This is a genomic window from Cereibacter sp. Soil_C_27, assembly GCF_057657095.1.
This window is the reverse complement of record NZ_JBDGJD010000002.1, coordinates 636,964-657,018: the sequence shown is the minus strand read 5'-3', so window position 1 is coordinate 657,018 and position 20,055 is coordinate 636,964. Positions and strand designations below refer to the sequence as shown.

At 67.3% G+C, this 20,055-nt stretch carries 17 protein-coding genes; 8 read left to right on the top strand and 9 right to left on the bottom strand.

The annotated features are described in order from the left end of the window. The first annotated feature begins 275 nt into the window (after nt 1-275). A complete protein-coding gene (gene mepK, locus AC3A5Z_RS10125) occupies nt 276-842 on the top strand; it encodes a peptidoglycan L,D-endopeptidase MepK (protein WP_487519229.1) in 567 nt (188 codons plus the stop codon). Between the two features lie 45 nt (nt 843-887). On the opposite strand, the gene AC3A5Z_RS10120 is transcribed toward mepK, so the two are convergent. Both AC3A5Z_RS10120 and AC3A5Z_RS10115 read right to left on the bottom strand, forming a co-directional pair. Further along, nucleotides 888-1,631: an RlmE family RNA methyltransferase gene (locus tag AC3A5Z_RS10120; RefSeq protein WP_487519228.1), complete on the bottom strand. Its 744-nt coding sequence runs from the start codon at nt 1,629-1,631 to the stop codon at nt 888-890. Continuing rightward, on the bottom strand, nt 1,628-2,764 hold the full coding sequence (locus tag AC3A5Z_RS10115; protein WP_487519227.1) for a Ppx/GppA phosphatase family protein: 1,137 nt from the start codon (nt 2,762-2,764) through the stop codon (nt 1,628-1,630). The genes AC3A5Z_RS10120 and AC3A5Z_RS10115 overlap by 4 nt, the downstream gene beginning before the upstream one ends. 291 nt (nt 2,765-3,055) lie before the next feature. Here AC3A5Z_RS10115 and AC3A5Z_RS10110 point away from each other — a divergent pair, with 291 nt between their 5' ends. The 3 genes from AC3A5Z_RS10110 to AC3A5Z_RS10100 are packed head-to-tail and all read left to right on the top strand — an operon-like array spanning nt 3,056 to nt 5,294. Further along, nucleotides 3,056-3,352, top strand: a complete 297-nt coding sequence (locus tag AC3A5Z_RS10110) for a virulence factor (RefSeq protein ID WP_487519226.1) — start codon at nt 3,056-3,058, stop codon at nt 3,350-3,352. A 28-nt stretch (nt 3,353-3,380) separates the two neighbouring features. Beyond that, a complete protein-coding gene (locus AC3A5Z_RS10105) occupies nt 3,381-4,298 on the top strand; it encodes a methylenetetrahydrofolate reductase (protein WP_487519225.1) in 918 nt (305 codons plus the stop codon). A 15-nt stretch (nt 4,299-4,313) separates the two neighbouring features. Further along, nucleotides 4,314-5,294, top strand: a complete 981-nt coding sequence (locus AC3A5Z_RS10100; protein ID WP_136792423.1) for a methyltetrahydrofolate cobalamin methyltransferase — start codon at nt 4,314-4,316, stop codon at nt 5,292-5,294. Nucleotides 5,295-5,388: 94 nt separating this feature from the next. Here AC3A5Z_RS10100 and mfd read toward each other — a convergent pair whose 3' ends face one another. Then, nucleotides 5,389-8,856 (bottom strand): transcription-repair coupling factor, encoded by a 3,468-nt coding sequence (mfd, locus tag AC3A5Z_RS10095; protein WP_487519224.1) that lies wholly within the window; start codon nt 8,854-8,856, stop codon nt 5,389-5,391. Between the two features lie 46 nt (nt 8,857-8,902). Next, nucleotides 8,903-9,481, bottom strand: coding sequence for a component of SufBCD complex (locus AC3A5Z_RS10090; protein ID WP_487519223.1), 579 nt, complete (start codon nt 9,479-9,481; stop codon nt 8,903-8,905). 106 nt (nt 9,482-9,587) lie between these two features. On the opposite strand from AC3A5Z_RS10090, the gene hemB reads away from it, so the two are divergent. Further along, complete coding sequence (gene hemB / locus AC3A5Z_RS10085; protein ID WP_487519222.1) at nt 9,588-10,592, top strand: porphobilinogen synthase; 1,005 nt, start codon at nt 9,588-9,590, stop codon at nt 10,590-10,592. 214 nt (nt 10,593-10,806) lie between these two features. Continuing rightward, nucleotides 10,807-11,358: a lipid-binding SYLF domain-containing protein gene (locus tag AC3A5Z_RS10080; protein ID WP_487519221.1), complete on the top strand. Its 552-nt coding sequence runs from the start codon at nt 10,807-10,809 to the stop codon at nt 11,356-11,358. Nucleotides 11,359-11,487: 129 nt separating this feature from the next. Here AC3A5Z_RS10080 and AC3A5Z_RS10075 read toward each other — a convergent pair whose 3' ends face one another. Further along, the gene (locus tag AC3A5Z_RS10075) at nt 11,488-12,354 is read right to left on the bottom strand and encodes an NAD(P)-dependent oxidoreductase (protein ID WP_487519220.1); all 867 of its coding nucleotides are present in this window, start codon (nt 12,352-12,354) and stop codon (nt 11,488-11,490) included. 79 nt (nt 12,355-12,433) lie between these two features. Between AC3A5Z_RS10075 and AC3A5Z_RS10070 the strand changes: the two genes are divergently transcribed. Together AC3A5Z_RS10070 and AC3A5Z_RS10065 are read left to right on the top strand one after the other, a co-directional pair. Continuing rightward, entirely contained in the window at nt 12,434-14,887 is a 2,454-nt protein-coding gene (locus AC3A5Z_RS10070; RefSeq protein WP_487519219.1) for a penicillin acylase family protein, read from the top strand. Further along, nucleotides 14,884-15,423 (top strand): GNAT family N-acetyltransferase, encoded by a 540-nt coding sequence (locus tag AC3A5Z_RS10065; protein WP_487519218.1) that lies wholly within the window; start codon nt 14,884-14,886, stop codon nt 15,421-15,423. Before AC3A5Z_RS10070 ends, AC3A5Z_RS10065 begins: the two co-directional genes overlap by 4 nt. On the opposite strand, the gene hflX is transcribed toward AC3A5Z_RS10065, so the two are convergent. From hflX to trkA, 4 genes are all read right to left on the bottom strand, one after another. Further along, nucleotides 15,408-16,742, bottom strand: coding sequence for a GTPase HflX (gene hflX, locus AC3A5Z_RS10060; protein ID WP_487519217.1), 1,335 nt, complete (start codon nt 16,740-16,742; stop codon nt 15,408-15,410). The two genes, AC3A5Z_RS10065 and hflX, sit on opposite strands and share 16 nt — an antisense overlap. Continuing rightward, complete coding sequence (gene hfq, locus AC3A5Z_RS10055) at nt 16,743-16,976, bottom strand: RNA chaperone Hfq (protein WP_054303569.1); 234 nt, start codon at nt 16,974-16,976, stop codon at nt 16,743-16,745. Nucleotides 16,977-17,141: 165 nt separating this feature from the next. Then, entirely contained in the window at nt 17,142-18,653 is a 1,512-nt protein-coding gene (locus tag AC3A5Z_RS10050; RefSeq protein ID WP_487519216.1) for a potassium transporter TrkG, read from the bottom strand. Nucleotides 18,654-18,655: 2 nt separating this feature from the next. Beyond that, nucleotides 18,656-20,032, bottom strand: coding sequence for a Trk system potassium transporter TrkA (gene trkA / locus AC3A5Z_RS10045; protein WP_487519215.1), 1,377 nt, complete (start codon nt 20,030-20,032; stop codon nt 18,656-18,658). Nucleotides 20,033-20,055: the final 23 nt, after the last annotated feature.

Sequence of the window (20,055 nt, the reverse complement as noted above, 5' to 3'; positions counted from 1 at the left end):
GTTCGGGCATTTGCCGCGCACTGTCCACAGTCGCCCGGAAGAAGAGCCAGAGGCTTGTCGCAAATTGGTCACTCTTGTCGAGATTTTGCAACTGTGCCTCCGGTTCCATCACTTTCAGCGGCTTTTTGCCGATCGGGCTTCGCAACCCTGACGAGCAGCAATCTTTGCCTTGGGTCGAGAATTAAGCTGTGGCATAGGAGAGAGGCACTTGGGGAAAGTAGCAGCGAAGCCGCCGATCAAGGCGGTCAAAGACCAGCGACGGGACAGGCGCACACATGACGAAAACACTCTCGCAGATCACGCGACGCGGTCTTCTTGGCGCGTTCGCAGCCACCGCGATGATTGCAGCTCCGACCTATTCGAATGCTTTCGGCCTGCTGCGCGGCGCTGGCGACATCCGGCGGATCAAGATGTACTCGGGCCGCACCGGGGAATCGATGGACACGATCTACTGGATCGAGGGGGAGTACATCCCCGAAGCCATCAAGGAAATCAATCACTTCATGCGCGACTGGCGGTCCAACGACGTGACTCGCATCGACGCGCGCACGGTGGACATCATGGCGGCCTCGCACCGGCTGATGGATGTGACCGAACCCTACATGCTGCTCTCGGGCTACCGCAGCCCGGCGACCAACGCGATGCTGCGCTCGCGCTCCAGCGGCGTGGCCAAGCACTCGCTGCACATGGTCGGGCAAGCAGCCGACCTGCGGCTGAAGTCGCGCTCGGTGGGTCAGATGGCCAAGGCGGCCGAGGCCTGCAGCTCGGGCGGCGTCGGTCGTTATTCGCGCTCAAATTTTGTGCATATGGACTGCGGGCCGGTTCGCCACTGGGGCGGCTGACTGACGCAGATGTGATCGAAAGCGGGCGCCAGAGGGCGCCCTTTTTCATTCCGGCGCGTGGTCTTCGGGCGAGATGTCGCCGCGTCCGCGGAATCCCATCGCCACGACGAACTTCTCCGAACTGTCCGCCCGGCTTGCCGGCGGCTTCACATTCGCGACCTTGGTGAAGTTCTTTTTCAGCGTGGTCTGCAGTTCCAGCTCGGCCCCGCCTGCCAGCACCTTGGCCACGAAGGTGCCGCCCTCCTCCAACACGTCGAAGGCGAATTGCGCCGCCGCCTCGCAGAGCATGATGATCCGCAGGTGGTCGGTGCCCTTGTGCCCCGAGGAGGCCGCGGCCATGTCGCTCATCACCACATCTGCCTTGCCGCCGAGCCAGCCCTTGACCAGCGTGTCGGCGTCATCCGACAGGAAGTCGAGCTGGTGGATCTGGGCGCCCGAGATCGCCTCGACCTCCTGCAGATCGACGCCCAGCACCGTGCCCTGTGGCTTGTTCTTCCGCTCGCCGAGCGCGTTCACCCGGCTCACCGCCACCTGGCACCAGCCGCCCGGCGCGCAGCCGAGATCGACGACCCGCGCCCCCGGCTTCAGGAAGCCGAACTTGTCGTCCAGCTCGAGGATCTTGAAGGCCGCCCTGCCGCGGTAGCCTTCTTTTTTGGCGCGCTGCACGTAAGGATCGTTCAGCTGCCGCTCCAGCCAGAGCGTCGAGGACAGCTTGCGCCCCTTGGCGGTCTTCACCCGCACGCGCAGTTCGCGCTGGCCACGGCCCGAGTTCGGTTTGTCGGTGGTCATTTGTAAGGTCCGTCTTCCAGAACGCCATCGGCGCTCATCTGAGCATAAAGGAGACCCTCGCGCAGTCCGCGGTCGGCGACCGAAAGCCGGTCGGTCGGCCAGATCCGCATGAGGGCCTGGAGAATCGCGGCGCCCGACATGATCAGGCTGTGCCGGTCGCGCCCGATCCGCGGATCGGTGCGGCGGCCTTCGGGGCCGAGGGCGAGATAGTCGCGGATCACGGTATCGATCTGGTCCGACGACATGTGCAGCCCGTCGACCTTGGTGCGGTCATAGCGGCGCAGCCCGAGGAACGAGGCCGCCACCGTCGTCACCGTGCCGGAGGTGCCGATGATCTGGAAACCGGCGCGCGGGTTTTCGGCGTTGTAGGGCGAGAAGCTGGCGAGATTCTCCTCGAAGAACCAGCTCATCAGCGCGAAGCGCGCGGCATCGTCCTCGACATCGATGAACTGGTCCTTCAGCGTCGCCACGCCCAAGGGCACCGAGATCCAGTCCACCACCCGCGCCGCACCCTCGCCCTGCGGCGTGAAGCCGGCATGCAGCCGCATGATGGCGCGCGGCCGCTCCTCGGGCACGACCGAGGACAGGTCTATCCACACCAGCTCGGTAGAGCCGCCGCCGATATCGACGACGAGCAGTTGCTCGGTGCGCTTGCTCACCAGCGGCGCGCAGGAGATCACGGCCAGCCGCGCCTCTTCCTCGGGGGCGATGATCTCCAGCGCCAGCCCGGTCTCGCGCTTCACCTGACGGATGAAGTCGCGGGCGTTGCGGGCGCGGCGGCAGGCTTCGGTCGCCACCAGACGCATCCGGCGGACATCGTGTTTCTCGATCTTCTTCTGGCAGATCCGCAGCGCCTGGATCGTGCGCCCCATAGAGGCACGCGAAAGCCGGCCGGATGCCTCCAGCCCGACGCCAAGCTGCACGGTCTTGGAAAACGAGTCCACGACCTGAAACTGACTGCCCCTCGGCTGGGCAATCAGCATGCGGCAACTGTTTGTGCCAAGGTCGAGGGCAGCATAAAGCTGCCCCTGGCCCGGCTTCGGGGTGGCGGAAGGTTCAACCGGGGCGTCGACGACGGTGCCGTCTTCGTCCCCCGGGATCGCGTCCGCACCCCTGGGACGCTCGGGCGTCATCTGTCGCCCTCCATTCATGGTTGGTTCCAGAGTAGTCGCGCCACGCCCCCACCGCAAGCATCGATCGATCCTCCCCCGGGCCCGCCTGCCCCCGCGTCACGGCTGTCCTCATGATCTGCATGAGGATTTTTCCGATTTCGCCGGGTCGCGGCAGGCACCGCGGCGCGCTATGAAATGCCGGTGGCGGCGGGTGCAGGCAGTACGCGTCGCTCAGCGATTGCGGCATGTCGAAAACCAGCCGCGGATGTCGGAAATTGGCCCGTAGAAGGGGCGAGGAAGAGGAATCAAGCAATGCCCGACGTGACGGTGGTTTACTGGCGAGACATCCCGGCCCAGGTGATCGTGGGCAAGGGCCGCCGCGGCGCGAAAGCGCAGCTGCCCGAGCGGTTCGAGCAGGCCATCGACCGTTGCGCCATGAAGATCGGCGCCAAGGATGCGGATGCCTATCTTGCCGAATGGCGCAAGGCCGATCCCTATTCCGTCGAGGGCGAGCAGGAGGCGGTGGCCGCCTCCGAAGCCGCGCGCCTCGATGCCGAATACGACACCGCGCGTCTGAAGACGCTGATCGCAAATGACGGCTGGGCCTGACCTTCCCCGCCGCCTCAAGGAGGCCGCTATGGCGCTGTTCAACTTCCGCCGCGAGGCGCCCTCTGCTCCCGCCGCCAGCGCGCCCGTCGAGGCGCTGCTGAAAGGCTATTCCATCGAGGTGATGCCGCGCACCGCCGAGAAGGTCGAGAATTTCCGCGACCTGCTGCCGGAAGGCACCCGGGTCTATGTCGCCCATATCGAGGGCACGCCGATCGAGGACATGGTGGCGACGGCCAAGCGCGTCGCCTCCGAAGGCTTCCCGGTCATGCCGCATTTCCCGGCGCGGATCATCAAGGACAAGGCGACGCTGGCCGACTGGATCGCGCGTTACCGGGGTGAGGCCGGGGTGACCCAAGGCCTGCTGCTGGCGGGCGGGGTGAAACAGCCCGTGGGCGATTTTCACTGCTCGATGCAGCTGATGGAGACCGGGCTTTTCGACGGGTTCGAGCGGCTGCATGTGGCGGGCCACCCCGAGGGCAACAAGGACATCGATCCCGACGGCTCCGACCGGTTGGTGATGGAGGCGCTGCGCTGGAAGCAGGCCTTCCACGAGCGCTCGGATGCGAAGATGGCGATTGCCACCCAGTTCTGTTTCGAGGCCGATCCCGTGATCGCCTGGGCCGAGCGTCTGGCTGCGGAAGGCATCGACCTGCCGATCCATATCGGTGTGGCAGGCCCGGCCAAGCTGCAGACGCTGATCAAGTTCGCCATCGCCTGCGGCGTCGGTTCGTCGCTGCGCGTGCTGCAGAAGCGGGCGATGGATGTGACGAAGCTGCTCCTGCCTTACGAACCTACCGACTTTGTCGCGGGACTTGCCGCGCACAAGGCGAAGAACCACGGCTTCGGCATTGAATCGGTTCATTTCTTCCCGCTCGGCGGGATCAAGACGAATGCCCTCTGGGCCAAAGACAACGGCGGCGCCTCCGGCGTCCCGGCAAACTCCTGAGAGATAGGATGAAGCATGACCCGTACAATCATTGAATCGAAAACGAAAACCGTTGTCATCGGCTTCGACGAACCCTTCTGCGTCATCGGCGAGCGGATCAACCCCACGGGTCGCAAGAAACTCGCCGCCGAGCTGGAGCTGGGCGATTTCTCCACCGTCGAACGCGACGCGCTGGAGCAGGTCGCCTGCGGCGCCATGGTGCTCGACGTGAACTCCGGCGCGGTCTTCACCAACAAGATGGCCGAAGATCCGCGCTACGCTGACAACAACTTCGTCGAGCCGCCGCTGATGCGCGAGCTGATCCTGCGGATCCAGGCGATCACCGACGTCCCGCTCTGCATCGACAGCTCGGTGCCCGGCGCGCTGGAGGAAGGGCTGAAGGCCTGCGAGGGCCGCCCGCTGCTGAACTCGGTCACCGGCGAGGAGGAGCGGATGGAGCTCGTCCTGCCGCTGGTGAAGAAATACAACGTGCCGGTGGTGGCGATCTCCAACGACGACACCGGGATCTCGGAAGACCCGGACGTGCGCTTCGCCGTGGCCAAGAAGATCGTCGAGCGCGCCGCCGATTTCGGCATCCCGGCGCATGACATCGTCGTCGATCCGCTGGTGATGCCGGTGGGCGCCATGGGCTCGGCCGGTCAGCAGGTCTTCGCACTGGTGCGGCGGCTGCGCGACGAGCTGGGGGTGAACACCACCTGCGGCGCCTCCAACATCAGCTTCGGCCTGCCGCATCGCCATGGCATCAACGCGGCTTTCCTGCCGATGGCGATCACCGCCGGCATGACCTCGGCGATCATGAACCCGGTGCGCCTGCAGGAGATGGAGGCGATCCGCGCCGCCAACTTCCTGATGAACCACGATCCGAACGGCGGCGAATGGATCCGCTTCGCCAAGGTGCTGGAAGCGGTGCAGGCCGGGGCGAGCTTCGCCGAAGCTTCTGCGGCCGCGTCCTCGGCGGCCTCGGGGCGGCGCGGCGGGCGCAAGTCGCGCGGCTGATAACCCGATCTTTACCATGGGGCGGCAGGATCGCCCCATGGACCAGCCCTGCCGCATCACCGACCCCGAGACAGCGCGACAGCGCCCTGCCCGCTCAGGCCTTCGGCTTGATCAGCTTTTCCGCCAGATCCTTGGCGATGGCGAACCCACCCTTGATGCGGTCGCTTTCCGTCTTCCAGTCGCGGGTCAGGATGATCTTGTTGTCCTTGACCCGCGCGCCCCCGGTATCGGCCTTGATGAAATCGACGAGCCCCGCCGGATTGGCGAACTTGTCGTTGTGGAACTGCACCGTCGCGCCCTTCGGCCCGGTGTCGAGCCGGGCGATGCCGGCGCGCTTGCACATGGCCTTGATGCGGACGACCAGCAGCAGGGTGTTCACCTCTTTCGGCAGCGGGCCGAAACGGTCGATCAGCTCGGCAGCGAAGCCTTCGAGCTCGACCTTGTGGGTCAGCTGCGACAGGCGGCGGTAGAGGCCGAGGCGCACGTCGAGGTCGGGGACATAGTCTTCGGGGATCAGCACCGGCACGCCGAGGTTGATCTGCGGCGCCCATTGGTCGTCGGGCTCGGAGAGGCCCTGCAGCTCGCCGGAGCGGATCTTCTGGATCGTCTCCTCCAGCATCTGCTGGTAGAGCTCGTAGCCGACTTCCTTGATATGGCCCGACTGTTCCTCGCCCAGAAGATTGCCCGCGCCGCGCAGGTCGAGGTCGTGCGAGGCGAGGTTGAAGCCCGCGCCGAGGCTGTCGAGCGAGACGAGCAGCTTCAGCCGCTTCATCGCCTGCGGCGTCATCGGGCTGCGCGGGCGGGTGGTGAGATAGGCATAGGCGCGGGTCTTGGCGCGCCCGACGCGGCCGCGGATCTGGTAGAGCTGGCTCAGGCCGAACATGTCGGCGCGGTGGACGATCATGGTGTTGGCGGTCGGGATGTCGAGGCCGGATTCGACGATGGTCGTGGCCAGCAGCACATCATACTTGCCGTCGTAGAAGGCGTTCATCTTCTCGTCGAGATCGCCTGCCGCAAGCTGGCCATGCGCCACGACATAGGTGACTTCCGGCACATGGGTGCGCAGGAACTCCTCGATCTCGGGCAGGTCGGAGAGGCGCGGCACGACGTAGAAGGACTGCCCGCCGCGGAAGCGTTCGCGCAGGAGCGCCTCGCGGATCGTCACCGTGTCGAATTCCGAGACATAGGTGCGGATCGCCAGACGGTCGACCGGCGGGGTGGCGATGATCGAGAGGTCGCGGACCCCGGTGAGCGAGAGCTGCAGCGTGCGCGGGATCGGCGTGGCGGTGAGGGTGAGGACATGGACCTCGGAGCGCATCTCCTTCAGGCGTTCCTTGTGGGTCACGCCGAAATGCTGCTCCTCGTCGATCACCAGAAGGCCGAGCGACTTGAAGCGGATGCCCTTGGCCAGCAGCGCATGGGTGCCGATGCAGATGTCGACCGTCCCGTCGGCGAGCCCTGCCCGCGTCTCGTTCGCCTCCCGGGCGGGGACGAAGCGCGAGAGCTGGCGGACGGTCATCGGGAAGCCGCGGAAGCGTTCGGCGAAGCTGCGGAAATGCTGGCGGGCAAGCAGCGTCGTCGGGCAGATCACGGCGACCTGCATGCCGGCGAGCGCCGCGATGAAGGCGGCGCGGATCGCGACCTCGGTCTTGCCGAAGCCGACATCGCCCACCACCAGCCGGTCCATCGGGCTGCCGCGTTCCAGATCGGCCACCACATCGGCGATGGCGGCGAGCTGGTCGTCGGTTTCCTGATAGGGGAAACGGGCGGCGAAGGCCTCCCACAGCGAATGCGGGGCCTCGAGGATCGGGGCGTGGCGCAGGTGGCGTTCGGCGGCGATGCGCATCAGCCGCTCGGCGATCTCGCGGATGCGCGCCTTGAGCTTGGCCTTCTTGGCCTGCCACGCGCCGCCGCCGAGCTTGTCGAGCAGGCCCTCCTCATGGCCGTAGCGGCTGAGCAGTTCGATGTTCTCGACCGGCAGGTAGAGCTTGGCATCCTCGGCGTAGACGAGGTGCAGGTAGTCGTGCGGCGGGCCGGGCTTGTTGGAGGGAAGCTGCGGCACGCGCAGGGTTTCGAGCCCCATGTAGCGGCCCACGCCATGCTCGACATGCACCACCAGATCGCCCGGGGTCAGCGTGTCATGCTCGCGCAGGAAGTTGTCGGCCTTCTTGCGCTTCTTCGGCTTGGAGATCAGCCGGTCGCCCAGCACGTCCTGTTCCGAGATCACCGCCAGACCGGGGCCAGTGAAGCCCTGTTCCAGCGACCAGATCGCGAGGTAGATGCCGCCATGGCCTTCGGGCAGGTCGCGGATGTCGCGGATCGGGGTCGCGCCATGCACGTCATGGTCTTCGAGCAGACCCTTCAGCCGCTCGCGGGCGCCCTCGGACCATGAGGCGACGATGACCTGGCGATCCTCGCGCAGCTTGCGAAGATGGTCGGCCAGCGCGTTGAACAGGCTGACGTTTTCCATCTGCCGTTCCGGCGCGAAGCTGCGGCCGATGCGGCCTCCGGCATCGAGCACCCCCGGCCCGGGCGATTGCGGCAGCGGCGAGAGCTGGAGGACGCGGTGCTGCGCGATGGCCGCTTCCCAGGCCGCGTCGTCGAGATAGAGCAGACCGGGCGCCGAGGGCTTGTAGACCGTGTCCATCCGGCCCCTGGCGTTCATCGCCTCGCGCCGGGCGTCATACTGGTCGGCAATGCCTTCCCAGCGCGACAGCCGCGTGGCGGTCAGCTGGTCGTCGAGCATGACGCTCGCCTCGGGCAGATAGTCGAAGAGCGTTTCCAGCCGCTCGTGGAAGAAGGGCAGCCAGTGCTCCATCCCCTGATGCTTGCGGCCGGCGCTGACCGCCTCGTAGAGCGGGTCGTCGGTGCCGGCGGTGCCGAACTCGATCCGGTAGGACTGGCGGAAACGGGTGATCGCCGCCTCGTCGAGAATGACCTCGGAGACCGGGGCCAGTTCGACCATGGTCAGCTTCTCGATGGTGCGCTGGGTTTCGGGGTCGAAGCGGCGGGCGCCGTCGAGCACGTCGCCGAAGAAATCGAGCCGCACCGGCCCCGCAACGCCCGGCGGGAAGATGTCGATGATGCCGCCCCGGATGGCGTAATCGCCGGGCTCGGTCACGGTGGTGACCAGCGAGAAGCCCATGCGGGCGAGATAGCCGCGCAAGCCGCCCTCGTTGATCCGGTCGCCGACCCGGGCGGTGAAGGAAGAGGCACGCAGCACCTCGCGCGTGGGCAGGCGCTGGGTGGCAGCGGTCATGGTGGTGAGCAGGATGAAGTCGCCCGGCACGCCTTGCGCCAGCGCCGCCAGCGTTGCCATGCGGCGGGCGGAAAGCTCGGGGTTGGGCGAGATGCGGTCGTAGGGCAGGCAATCCCAGGCCGGAAGCTCCAGCACGACGGCGTTCGGGGCCATGATGGCGAGCGCGTTGCGCATCGCCTCCAGCCGCTTGTCGTCGCGGGCGATGTGGATGACCGGCTGGCCGCGCGAAAGCTCTTTCGCGACGAGCCGGGCATCAAAGCCCTCGGGCGCGCCGCCCAGAAGAATTCGCGTTCCGTTTTGCATGCCGCTCACTTAACAGCCCAAGGGGGCGCGTCAACCGCGCCGCGTGTCAGAAAGCGCCGAGATTGAGGTTCTGATACATGCCCCACATCGCGGTGACGAAGATGGACAGCATGCCGATCAGTTGCACGGCGAAGCGGTGACGCGCCAGTTGCCTGTAGAGCGCCTCGCCCGAGAGCCCCTGCACGGCGATGCGGCGGGCCGAGCGCAGGCTGATCATGCCGACGAGCGACATCGGCAGGGCGAGGCAGAACAGCGCCTGCGCGAATTCGAGCCGATACCAGAAGCCGAGCGTCATCAGCGCGGTGAGCGCGCAGAAGAGCGATGCGACCAGCCAGAGGCCCGAGACCTGGGCCACATGCAGGAGCCGCCGGGTGTAGACGCCGACCAGCAGATGCACGTCTTCCGCCGCCTCGCCGCCGCGGCGCCTTGCGCGCAGCACGAGGTCGTAGGGCACGCCGAGAACCCAATGGCTCGCCGTGGACCAGAGCACCGCGAGCGCGATCCAGAACCAGAGATTCGAGAAGGACCGCATGTCGATCACCTCGAAAACGATTGCGTACCACTCCACCTCGACCTGCCCTGTTTCTGGTTGACGCTGCCGACCTGCGACCGGATGTTGCGGCATTCCTACGCTTGAGAAGCCCGCTTATCCATGGCAGGCAGAAAAAAACCGTCAAGACTCGCAAAGCGGCAACGCCCAGCTTTTCCCTCGCCAGCCCAAAAGGTTCGCCATGCGCCCGATCCAAGCCGCCTATCCCGCCGCCCGTTTCCGCCGCACCCGCCGCACGGACGCGCTGCGCCGGCTGACGCAGGAGAACACCCTGGGCACCGGCGATCTGATCTGGCCGATCTTCGTGCGCGACGGGCATGACATCGAGGAGCCGATCGTGTCGATGCCGGGCGTGGTGCGCCGCTCGGTGGACCGGATCGTGCTGGCGGCGGAAGAGGCGGCGGAGCTGGGCATCCCGGCAGTCTGTCTCTTTCCCTACACCGATCCGCAGCTGAAATCCGAGGGCTGCGAGGAGGCCTGGAACCCCGACAACCTCGCCAACCGGGCGATCCGGGCGATCAAGGCAGTGGTGCCGGAGATCGCGGTGATGACCGATGTGGCGCTCGATCCCTACAACATCAACGGCCATGACGGGCTGGTCAGGAACGGGATCATCCTGAACGACGAGACCGTGGAGGCGCTGGTGAAGATGGCCCTGGCGCAGGCCGAGGCGGGGGCAGATATCCTCGGGCCCTCGGACATGATGGACGGGCGGATCGGCGCGATGCGCGCGGCGCTGGAGGCGGCGGGGCACAAGGATGTGACGATCCTGAGCTATTCGGCGAAATATGCCAGCGCCTTCTACGGGCCGTTCCGCGATGCGGTGGGGGCCTCGGGCGCGCTGAAGGGCGACAAGAAGACCTATCAGATGAACCCCGCCAACAGCGACGAGGCGCTGCGGCTGATCGAACGCGACCTGCGCGAGGGCGCCGACATGGTGATGGTGAAGCCGGGGATGCCCTATCTCGACATCTGCCGCCGGGTGAAGGACAGCTTCGGCGTGCCGACCTATGCCTATCAGGTCTCGGGCGAATACGCGATGATCCGGGGCGCCGCCGACCGTGGCTGGATCAACGGCGAGGCGGCGATGATGGAGAGCCTGATGTGCTTCAAGCGCGCGGGCTGCGACGGCATCCTGACCTATTTCGCCCCCGAGGCGGCGCGGCTGCTGCGGGCGCTGGCCTGAGTCTCGCCGGAGCGGTGCGAGCGCCTCGCCAGGGTCTCGCCGGGCTCTCGCCGGCTTCGGGCCATCCCGTTGCGGCGAAGCTGCGCCGTTTGAAGGGCTTGCGCCGCGCTCTGCCAGTGACAAGCCGGCGGAAAGCGGCTAGGATTTCGCGGCAGAGGGGACGCAGAGCCCCATCACCGGCCGGCACGACCGGCCCGAGGCGACAGAGGCAGAGATGGCAGAGTTCAGCAGACGGGCATTCCTTGGCACGGCGGCGATGGCGGGGCTTTCGGCCTGCGCCAATGGCGTGGGCGGCAATGGCGGCGCGACCATCGACGCGCGGGTCGATGCGACGCGCGACTATCTTTTCGGCCGCTATCCCGGCACGGCGGATCTGGCGCGCGACACCAAGGGCGTCCTCTACATGCCGCTGGTCACCGAGGCGGGCTTCGGCATCGGCGGCGGCTACGGGCGCGGCGCGCTCAGGATCAACGACGTGACGGTGGACTACTATTCCGCGACGCGCGCGACGATCGGTTTTCAGATCGGGGCGCAGCAATATGCCCATGCGCTGTTCTTCATGACCGAGGCGGCGCTGGCCGATTTCCGCCGCGGCACGGGCTGGGCGGTGGGCGCCGACGTGCGCTACGCGACGCCGGATCAGGGGGCGAGCATCGGCAAGGAGACGACCGAGATCGACCCGGTGGTGGCGCTGGTCTTCGGCCAGTCGGGACTCATCGCCGGGGCGACGCTGGGCGGGGTGAAATACACGAGGATCATCCCGTAAGCAGCTTGGCTGCAAGACAAAAATCTTGAAGGAAGATTTTTGGGGCGGGCCTTTGGCCCGCCCCTCCGCATTCCGTCCCCGGCAGCGCGCGGGACAGGCCCGGGAGGCGCGGGAAGAACCCGAAGCCGCTCAGCGGGTCAGGCGCTTGATCAGGGCGGAGGTATCCCAGCGGTTGCCGCCCATCTGCTGCACCTCCGTGTAGAACTGGTCTACCAGCGCCGTGACCGGCAGGCTGGCGCCGATCTCGTCGGCGGTCTTGAGGCAGATGCCGAGATCCTTGCGCATCCAGTCTACCGCAAAGCCGAAGTCGAAGCGGTCTTCGAGCATGGTGGCGTGGCGGTTCTGCATCTGCCAGCTGCCGGCGGCGCCCTGGCTGATGACCTCGACCACCGCGCGGCCGTCCATCCCGGCCTTCTGGCCGAAGGCCATGGCCTCGGCGAGGCCTTGCACGAGGCCGGCGATGCAGATCTGGTTCATCATCTTGGCGAGCTGGCCCGACCCGCTGTCGCCCAGAAGCTTGCACACCCGCGCATAGGCGGCGATCACCGGCTCGGCCGCGGCATAGGTTTCGGCCGCGCCGCCGCACATCACCGAGAGGACGCCGTTCTCGGCCCCCGCCTGCCCGCCCGACACCGGCGCATCGATGAAGCCGAGGCCGAGGCGGTCGGCCTCGGCGGAGAGCTCGCGCGTGACCTGGGCCGAGACGGTGGTGTGGTCGACGAAGGTCGTGCCCTTCGCCATGCCGGCAAAGGCGCCGTCCGGGCCAAGGCAGACCGCCCGCAGGTCGTCGTCATTGCCGACGCAGCACATCACGAATTCGGCGCCCTCGGCCGCTTCGCGCGGGGTGGCGGCGCTGCGGCCGCCGTGTTTTTCCTGCCAGGCCGAGGCCTTGGCAGACGAGCGGTTGTAGACCGTCACCTCGTGGCCCTTGGCCGCGAGATGCCCCGCCATCGGGGAGCCCATGACCCCCAGCCCCAGAAATGCAACTCTTGCCATGGCTCTTTTCCTCCGATTGCCCATCCAGACCGGATGGACTAGGAACCATCTGACCCGTGGCGTCAAGAACAGGCCCCTGATGATTTCCGTCTTCCGCTGGCTTCTCCGCATCTTCACCGGGCTCGTGGCGCTCTCTCTGGTGGCGGTGCTGATCGGCTATTATTTCCTGTCGCGCTCGCTGCCCGACTATACCGAGAGCTTCCGGCTGGAGGGGATTTCGGGGCCGGTCGAGATCGTGCGCAACAACGCCAACGTGCCGCATATCTTCGGCGCCAGCGATGACGACGTGTTCTATGCCCTTGGCTTTGCCCATGCGCAGGACCGGCTCTGGCAGATGACCATGCTGCGGCGCACGGCGCAGGGACGGCTGTCGGAGGTGTTCGGCGGGCGGACGGTGAAGACCGACGAGCTGCTGCGGCGCTACGATCTCTACAATCTGGCGCTGCGCTCGGTCGCGGCGCAGGACGATGCGACCAAGGCGGCGCTGCAGGCCTATGCCAACGGGGTGAATGCCTGGATCGGCCAGGTGAATGCCGAGGCGCGCGGGCGCGGGGCGCCGGAGTTCTTCCTGTTCAAGAACGAGATCGCGGTCTGGCAGCCCGCCGACAGCATCGCCATCATCAAGCTGATGGCGCTGCAGCTGTCGTCGCATGTCGGCTCCGAGGTGCAGCGGGCGCGGCTGTCGCTGATCCTGCCCGATGCGCGGCTGGCCGATATCCTGCCCGACGATACCGGGGCGGGTGTCACCGCCCTGCCAGATTACGCGAGTCTTGTGCCGGGTGTGGCGCCCTCGACCGCGCCGCTCAGGCAGGCGGAGAACGGGCCGAGCGGGTTTCCGCAGATGGGCGGGGCCTCGAACGCCTGGGCGGCGGCACCGGGGAAATCGGCGGCGGGGGGATCGCTGCTGGCCAACGACCCGCATCTGGCCTTCACCGCGCCCTCGATCTGGTATCTGGCGCGGCTGGAGCTGGCCTCGGGCGGGGTGATCGGGGCGACGATCCCGGGGGTGCCTGCGGTGATGCTGGGGCGGTCGGATGCGCTCGGTTGGGGCGTGACCTCGGCCTATATGGACGATCAGGACCTGCACATCGAGGAGGTCAACCGCGACAATACCGAGGAATACCGCACGCCGGAGGGTTGGAAGACCTTCGAGACCCGGCGCTCGATCATCCAGGTGAAGGACGAGGCGCCGGTGACGATCACGCTGCGCTGGACCGAGAACGGGCCGGTTCTGCCGGGCTCGCATTACGATCTGGCCTCGATCACCCCGCCGGGGCATGTCACCTCGCTGTCCTGGACGGCGCTGAGCGGCGAGGACACCTCGATGACGGCGGCGATGCGGCTGATGCGGGCGCAGAGCGTGGCGGAAGCGATCGAGGCGGGGCGGCTGTTCGTGGCGCCGGCGCAGAACCTGATGCTGGCGGATGCCGGGGGCGTGGCGCTGCAGATGGTGGGGCGGATGCCGGCGCGCGATCCGGGGCACCAGTCGCTGGGGCGGATGCCCTCGCCGGGCTGGCTGACCGAGAACCGCTGGAGCGGGCTCCTGCCCTATGAGGACAACCCGCGGGTGGAGAACCCGGCGACAGGGATCCTCGGCAACACCAACAACAAGACGGTCGACCGGCCCTTTCCGCAACATGTCTCCTTCGACTGGGGCGACACGCAGCGCATCCAGCGCTGGCTGACGCTGATGAAGACGCGCGAGGTGCATACCCGCGAGAGCTTCATCGAGGCACAGCTGGATACCGTGAGCCCGACGGCGCGGTCGCTCCTGCCGCTGTTTGCCGCCGATCTGTGGTTCACCGGCGAGGCGGCGCCCGAGGGCACGCCGGAGCGGCTGCGGCAGCGGGCGCTGCAGGTGCTGGCCGAGTGGAACGGCGAGATGAACGAGCATCTGCCGGAGCCCCTGATCTACACCGCCTGGGTGCGGGCGCTGCAGGACCGGCTGGTGCGCGACGAGCTGGGGCCGCTGGCCGAGAGCTTCACCCATACCCAGGCCGATTTCATCTCGCGCGTCTATCGCAACGTCGATGGCGCCGAGGTCTGGTGCGACATCATCCAGTCGGCGGCGATCGAGACCTGCACCGACATCGCGCGGATGGCGCTGGACGATGCGCTGCTGGGGCTGACCGAGACTTATGGGCCGAACGTCGAAAGCTGGCGCTGGGGCGATGCGCATCAGGCGGCGCAGGATCACCCGGTTCTGGGCAATGCGCCGGTGCTGCGCTACTTCGTCAACATCCGCCAGTCTGTCTCGGGCGGGGACGAGACGCTGATGCGGGCGACGACGCGCGGCACGGGGCCGAACCCCTACGAGAGCGTGGCGGGCGCGGGCTATCGCGGAGTCTATGATTTCGCCGACCCGGATTCGTCGGTCTTCATCACCTCGACCGGACAGTCCGGCCATCCGCTGAGCCGCTTCTACGACAATCTGGGCGAGCTGTGGCGGCGGGGGGAATATATCCCGATGTCGCTCGATCCCGAGCTTGCGCGGGCGGCGGCAGTCGGGATCACGAGGCTGGAGCCGCAATGATCAGGACCGCCAGATTGACCCTGCGCCGGGCAGAAGCGCGCGATCTCGAGGACTTTCACGCGGTGTTCTCGCGGCCCGAGGCGATGCGCTACTGGTCGCGCCCGCCCTACGAGACCGTCGAGGAGACGCGGGCCTTTCTGGCCAACATGATCACCGCCCCGGAGAGCGAGGCCGATGACTTCGTGATCGAGCGCGACGGGCGGGTGATCGGCAAGGCGGGGGCCTGGAACCTGCCGGAGATCGGCTTCATCCTGCATCCCGACCACTGGGGGCAAGGCATCGCGACCGAGGCGCTGACGGCGGTGTTCGACCACCTCTTCGCGCACCACGCCCTGCCGGAGCTGGTCGCGGAGGCCGATCCGCGCAACACGCCCTGCCTGCACCTGCTGGGCAAGCTCGGCTTCCACGAGACGGGACGCGCCGAGCGGACGATGCAATGGGGCGACGAGTGGTGCGACTCGGTCTATCTCGCCCTGCCCCGCGACGTCTGGGAAGACGCGCGGGAAAAACGCCTCCGCGATCAGAGTTCGCGGTAGCGCTTTTCCTGCCGGGCGGTCCAGCGCACGTTCAGCGCATAGCCCTCGTCGCTCTGGGTCTCATCGAGCACCACCCCCTCCTCGTGCAGCCAGGCGCGGCGGCGACCGTCCTCGAAGCCGAGGGTGAGGCTGCGGTCGGTCTTCTCCTCGTCGAAGGCGCGGGAGACGGCCTCGAGCAGGTCATCCAGCCCCTCGCCGGTCAGGGCGGAGAGCGCGAAGGTGGTGTCGGATTTGGCGGCCTGCGCCACCAGCGCGTCGCGCGCGGCGCCCTCGACCAGATCGAGCTTGTTCCAGATCTCGAACATCGGCGTTCCCGCCTTGACCCCGAGGCTGGAGAGGATGTCGGCCACGTCCTTGGCCTGCTCCGCCGTCTCGGGATGCGAGATGTCACGGACATGCAGGATCAGATCGGCCTCCAGCACCTCTTCCAGCGTGGCGCGGAAGGCGGCGACGAGCTGGGTCGGCAGATCGGAGATGAAGCCCACGGTGTCGGAGAGGATGATCTTGCGGCTGGAGGGCAGCGTGACGCCGCGCATGGTCGGGTCGAGCGTGGCGAAGAGCATGTCCTTGGCCAGCACATCGGCGCCGGTCGCGCGGTTGAACAGCGTGGACTTGCCGGCGTTGGTGTAGCCTACAAGCGCCACGATCGGGAACGGCACCTTGCGGCGCGAGGCGCGGTGCAGCTCGCGCGTCTTCACGACCTTTTCCAGCTGGCGCTTGATGCGCAGCACCTGATCGTCGATGGCGCGCCGGTCGGCCTCGATCTGGGTTTCGCCGGGGCCGCCGACGAAGCCGAAACCGCCGCGCTGGCGTTCGAGGTGGGTCCAGGCGCGGACGAGGCGGGTGCGCTGATAGCTGAGCGCCGCCAGTTCGACCTGCAGCCGCCCCTCGTTGGTGCGGGCGCGGTCGGCGAAGATCTCGAGGATCAACCCGGTCCGGTCCAGAAGCTTGACGCCCCATTCCTTTTCCAGATTGCGCTGCTGCACCGGCGAGACCGGACCGTCGACCAGCACGAGGCCGACGTCGAGCCCCTTCAGCCGGGCCTTCAGCTCCTCGACCTTGCCGGAGCCGAACAGCATGCCGGGCTGGACGCGCGGCAGGCGCACGACTTCGGAACCGACGACTTCCATCTCGGGGAGGGCCTCGGCCAGCGAGACGGCCTCGGCAAGCCCGTGTTCGGGCAGGCGGCGGCTGCGGTCGGATTTCAGGTCTGGATGCAGGACATAGGCGCGCATCGGCTCCGCATGGGTGGAGCCGTCAAACCCTGCCTCCGGGCCCGCTTCAGTCTCTTCCTCGGGCCCTTCTTCAGGATCGGTCACTCAGTCTTCGCCCTCATAGAGGTTGATCGGTGCGCCGGGCATGATGGTGGAGATCGCATGCTTGTAGACAAGCTGCGACTGGCCATCCCGGCGCAGCAGCACACAGAAATTGTCGAACCAGGTGATAACGCCCTGCAGCTTCACCCCATTGATCAGAAAGATCGTCACCGGAACCTTGGCCTTGCGGACATGGTTCAGGAAAGCATCCTGCAAGTTCTGTTTATCGGCAGCCATTGTTTTTTTGCCTTTTTTTATCGACGCGTCACGGTCCTCGTTCCCCCGGCTGCAATCCGACGGTGGAAATTTAAGTATGAAACGGACAGGCAGGAGATTCCAGCCCCAAAATCAGCCCGTTACCCCGCCCGCGCTTTTCCGCGCCCCGGCCTGCCCGATACGGGCTCAGCGCCGCCAGCTGGCGGGGGCCAGAAGCGCCAGAATGGCCAGGGTTTCCATCCGGCCGAGCACCATGGCGGCGGCGGCGATGACCTTGGCGGCGGAGTCGAGATCCTGCCAGCTGATCGGGGTCTCGACCGCCATCGCCGCAAGCGGCCCGGTGGTGGTGAGGGCGGCGATGGTCAGGACCATGGCGGGCTCGAACTCCAGCCCCGTCAGGGTGAGGGCCGCGGTGACGACGGCGATGCTGAAGGCGAAGAGCATGAAGAAGATCCAGGCGACATAGGCGCCCTCACGCCGCAGGCGCCGCGCCACCGGGCCCTTGCCGCCGATCGAGGAGGGATGGACGATCCGTTCGAGCTCGCGTTCGGCGTGGCGGTAGAGCGCATAGACCCTGAGCAGCTTGACCCCGCCCGCCGTGGTGGCGACGCCGCCGCCGACGATGGCGAGGCCCAGAAGGATCAGCCCCGGCGTGCCGAGGCCCGACCAGTCCTGCGAGGTGGCCCAGTCGTTCGATTCGAAGCCGGTGGTGGTGAGGAAGGAGAGCGTGGTGAAGAGCCCGCCCCACATCGCCGCCACCGCAGCGCTGAGGTTCTGGACGTTCTCGGTCTCGATCGAGCCGATCCAGTGGCGCAGGAAGAGCACGATGGGCACGCCGAGCAGCAGAAAGGCCGCCAGCTGCACCTCGGGGTCGCGGTGCATCGGCGTGCTGCGGTCGACCATCAGCGCGCCGGGGATCAGCCGGCGCGAGACCGCCGTCAGCAGGAAGAGGAAGATCAGCAACTCGCCCAGATTGCCGGCCTGACTTCCGGAGATCCCGCCCGAGGGCGAGATGCCGCTGGTCGAAAGCGTCGACATGGCATGGCAGATCGCCGTCAGGCCGTTGTCGCCCGCCAGCAGCAAGAGCACCCAGAGCACGCCCGTCAGCCCAGCATAGGCCGGAAACAGCCGCGCGGCGTGGCGCAGCATCCGTTCGGTGGGATCGGCGATGCGGGTGATCTGGGCGGCGATGCCGCGGCCCGGCACCTTGCCCGAGATCACCTCCACCCCGCCGAGGCTGAGCGGCGCGAGCACGGCCACCGCCGCCACCAGCACGAAGAAGCCGCCCATCCAGCCCACCGTCGCGCGCCAGAGATGCACCGAGGGCGGCAGCCGCCCCGGCTCGCCATAGAGCGTGGCGCCGGTGGTGGTGAAGGAGGAGAGCATCTCGAACCAGGCGTCGGTGAAGCTGGTGTCGGGCACCGCCTGCTGGAAGGGCAGCGCGAACATCAGGGGCAGCACGAGATAGGAGGCGACGAGTGTCGCCAGATGGCCCTGCGCCACCGGGCGCGGCACGCGGTTCGAGGTGGCGATGCCGATCATGGCAATCACCAGAAGCAGCACCGTGCCGCCATAGAAGAAGGGCCGCGCGATCTCGTGCTGGCGGGTGGCGAGGGCGTGGGCCGCGGGCAGATACATCGCCACGGCGCCGATCGCCATCAGCACCACCATCAGCGGCAGGGAGCGCAGCCGGTGCATCGTCAGAAGAAATCGATGGAGACCTGCAACAGGCGCTCCACCTCGGGCACGTCCTTGGCCATGGAGAAGAGCGCGATGACGTCGCCCTCCTCGACCCGAAGATCGCCGGTCGGCTTCAGGACGCGGTCGCCCTTCATCACCGCGCCGACCAGCACGCCTTCGGGAAAGTCGATGTCGCGGATGTGGCGACCCGCCAGCGGCGAGGTGGAGAGCACCTGCGCCTCGATCACCTCGGCTTCGGCGTCGCCGATGGAGTAGATCGCCCGGACCCGGCCGTGGCGGATGTGGCGCAGGATCGAGCTGACGGTGGTCGCACGCGGGTTGATGTAGGCGTCGATGTCGAGCGCGCCCATCAGCGGCACCAGCGTCGGATCGTTCACCAGGACGATAGCCATGGGGCAGCCGGCCATCTTGGCCCGCACCGCCGCCAGAAGGTTGGTCTTGTCGTCGTCGGTCACCGCCAGCACCGCATCGGCGCGGTCGATGTTGGCCTCCATCAGCAGGTCCATGTCGAGCCCGTCGCCATGCAGCACGATGGTGCGGTCGAGCCCGTCGGCGGCCTCCTCGGCGCGGGCGCGGTTCTTCTCGATCATCTTGACCCGGACGCGGTCGGTGCGCGACTCCAGCGCCTTGGCGACCTGAAGCCCGACGTTTCCGCCGCCGATCACCAGGATGCGCTCCTGCTTCTTGGTGGCCTTGCCGAAGATGTCGACGGTGCGTGCCATGTCCTCGCTATGGGCGAAGACATAGATCTGGTCGCCGGCAAAGAGCTGGTCGCCGGGTTCGGGGACGAAGAGCCGGTCCTCGCGGCGCACGCCGACGACGATGGCACGCAGGCTGGCGAAGAGGTCGTTGAGCTGGCGCAGCGGCGTGTTCAGGACGGGGCAATCCTCGTCGAGCGCGATGCCCAGAAGCTGCGCCTTGCCGCCCATGAAGCTTTCGGTGTCGAAGGTGGCAGGGGCCGCCAGCCGCTGCAGCGCGGCCTCGGCCACCTCGCGTTCGGGCGAGATGATGACGTCGATCGGCAGGTGCGCGCTGCGGTAGAGATCGGCATAGAGCGAGTCGAGATAGCTCTGCGAGCGCAGCCGGGCGATCTTGCGGGTGATGCCGAAGATCGAATGGGCCACCTGACAGGTGACCATGTTCACCTCGTCGGAATGGGTGGCGGCGATGATCATGTCGGCATCGCGCGCCCCGGCCCGGTCGAGCACGTCGGGATGCGAGGCAAAGCCCACCACGCCCTGCACGTCGAGCGTGTCGGTGGCGCGGCGCACGAGATCGGCGTTGAAATCGACCACCGTCACGTCGTTGCGCTCGCCCGACAGGTGCCGCGCGATCTGCCAGCCGACCTGCCCGGCACCGCAGATGATCACCTTCATGTCGCGGGCCCCTCTGGTTCACC

Excerpts from the sequence above, each read along its gene's own strand:
- mepK (WP_487519229.1), top strand. The coding sequence starts at position 276 with ATGACGAAAACACTCTCGCAGATCACGCGACGCGGTCTTCTTGGCGCG.
- AC3A5Z_RS10120 (WP_487519228.1), bottom strand. The coding sequence starts at position 1,631 with ATGACCACCGACAAACCGAACTCGGGCCGTGGCCAGCGCGAACTGCGC.
- AC3A5Z_RS10115 (WP_487519227.1), bottom strand. The coding sequence starts at position 2,764 with ATGACGCCCGAGCGTCCCAGGGGTGCGGACGCGATCCCGGGGGACGAA.
- AC3A5Z_RS10110 (WP_487519226.1), top strand. The coding sequence starts at position 3,056 with ATGCCCGACGTGACGGTGGTTTACTGGCGAGACATCCCGGCCCAGGTG.
- AC3A5Z_RS10105 (WP_487519225.1), top strand. The coding sequence starts at position 3,381 with ATGGCGCTGTTCAACTTCCGCCGCGAGGCGCCCTCTGCTCCCGCCGCC.
- AC3A5Z_RS10100 (WP_136792423.1), top strand. The coding sequence starts at position 4,314 with ATGACCCGTACAATCATTGAATCGAAAACGAAAACCGTTGTCATCGGC.
- mfd (WP_487519224.1), bottom strand. The coding sequence starts at position 8,856 with ATGCAAAACGGAACGCGAATTCTTCTGGGCGGCGCGCCCGAGGGCTTT.
- AC3A5Z_RS10090 (WP_487519223.1), bottom strand. The coding sequence starts at position 9,481 with ATGCCGCAACATCCGGTCGCAGGTCGGCAGCGTCAACCAGAAACAGGG.
- hemB (WP_487519222.1), top strand. The coding sequence starts at position 9,588 with ATGCGCCCGATCCAAGCCGCCTATCCCGCCGCCCGTTTCCGCCGCACC.
- AC3A5Z_RS10080 (WP_487519221.1), top strand. The coding sequence starts at position 10,807 with ATGGCAGAGTTCAGCAGACGGGCATTCCTTGGCACGGCGGCGATGGCG.
- AC3A5Z_RS10075 (WP_487519220.1), bottom strand. The coding sequence starts at position 12,354 with ATGGCAAGAGTTGCATTTCTGGGGCTGGGGGTCATGGGCTCCCCGATG.
- AC3A5Z_RS10070 (WP_487519219.1), top strand. The coding sequence starts at position 12,434 with ATGATTTCCGTCTTCCGCTGGCTTCTCCGCATCTTCACCGGGCTCGTG.
- AC3A5Z_RS10065 (WP_487519218.1), top strand. The coding sequence starts at position 14,884 with ATGATCAGGACCGCCAGATTGACCCTGCGCCGGGCAGAAGCGCGCGAT.
- hfq (WP_054303569.1), bottom strand. The coding sequence starts at position 16,976 with ATGGCTGCCGATAAACAGAACTTGCAGGATGCTTTCCTGAACCATGTC.
- AC3A5Z_RS10050 (WP_487519216.1), bottom strand. The coding sequence starts at position 18,653 with ATGCACCGGCTGCGCTCCCTGCCGCTGATGGTGGTGCTGATGGCGATC.
- trkA (WP_487519215.1), bottom strand. The coding sequence starts at position 20,032 with ATGAAGGTGATCATCTGCGGTGCCGGGCAGGTCGGCTGGCAGATCGCG.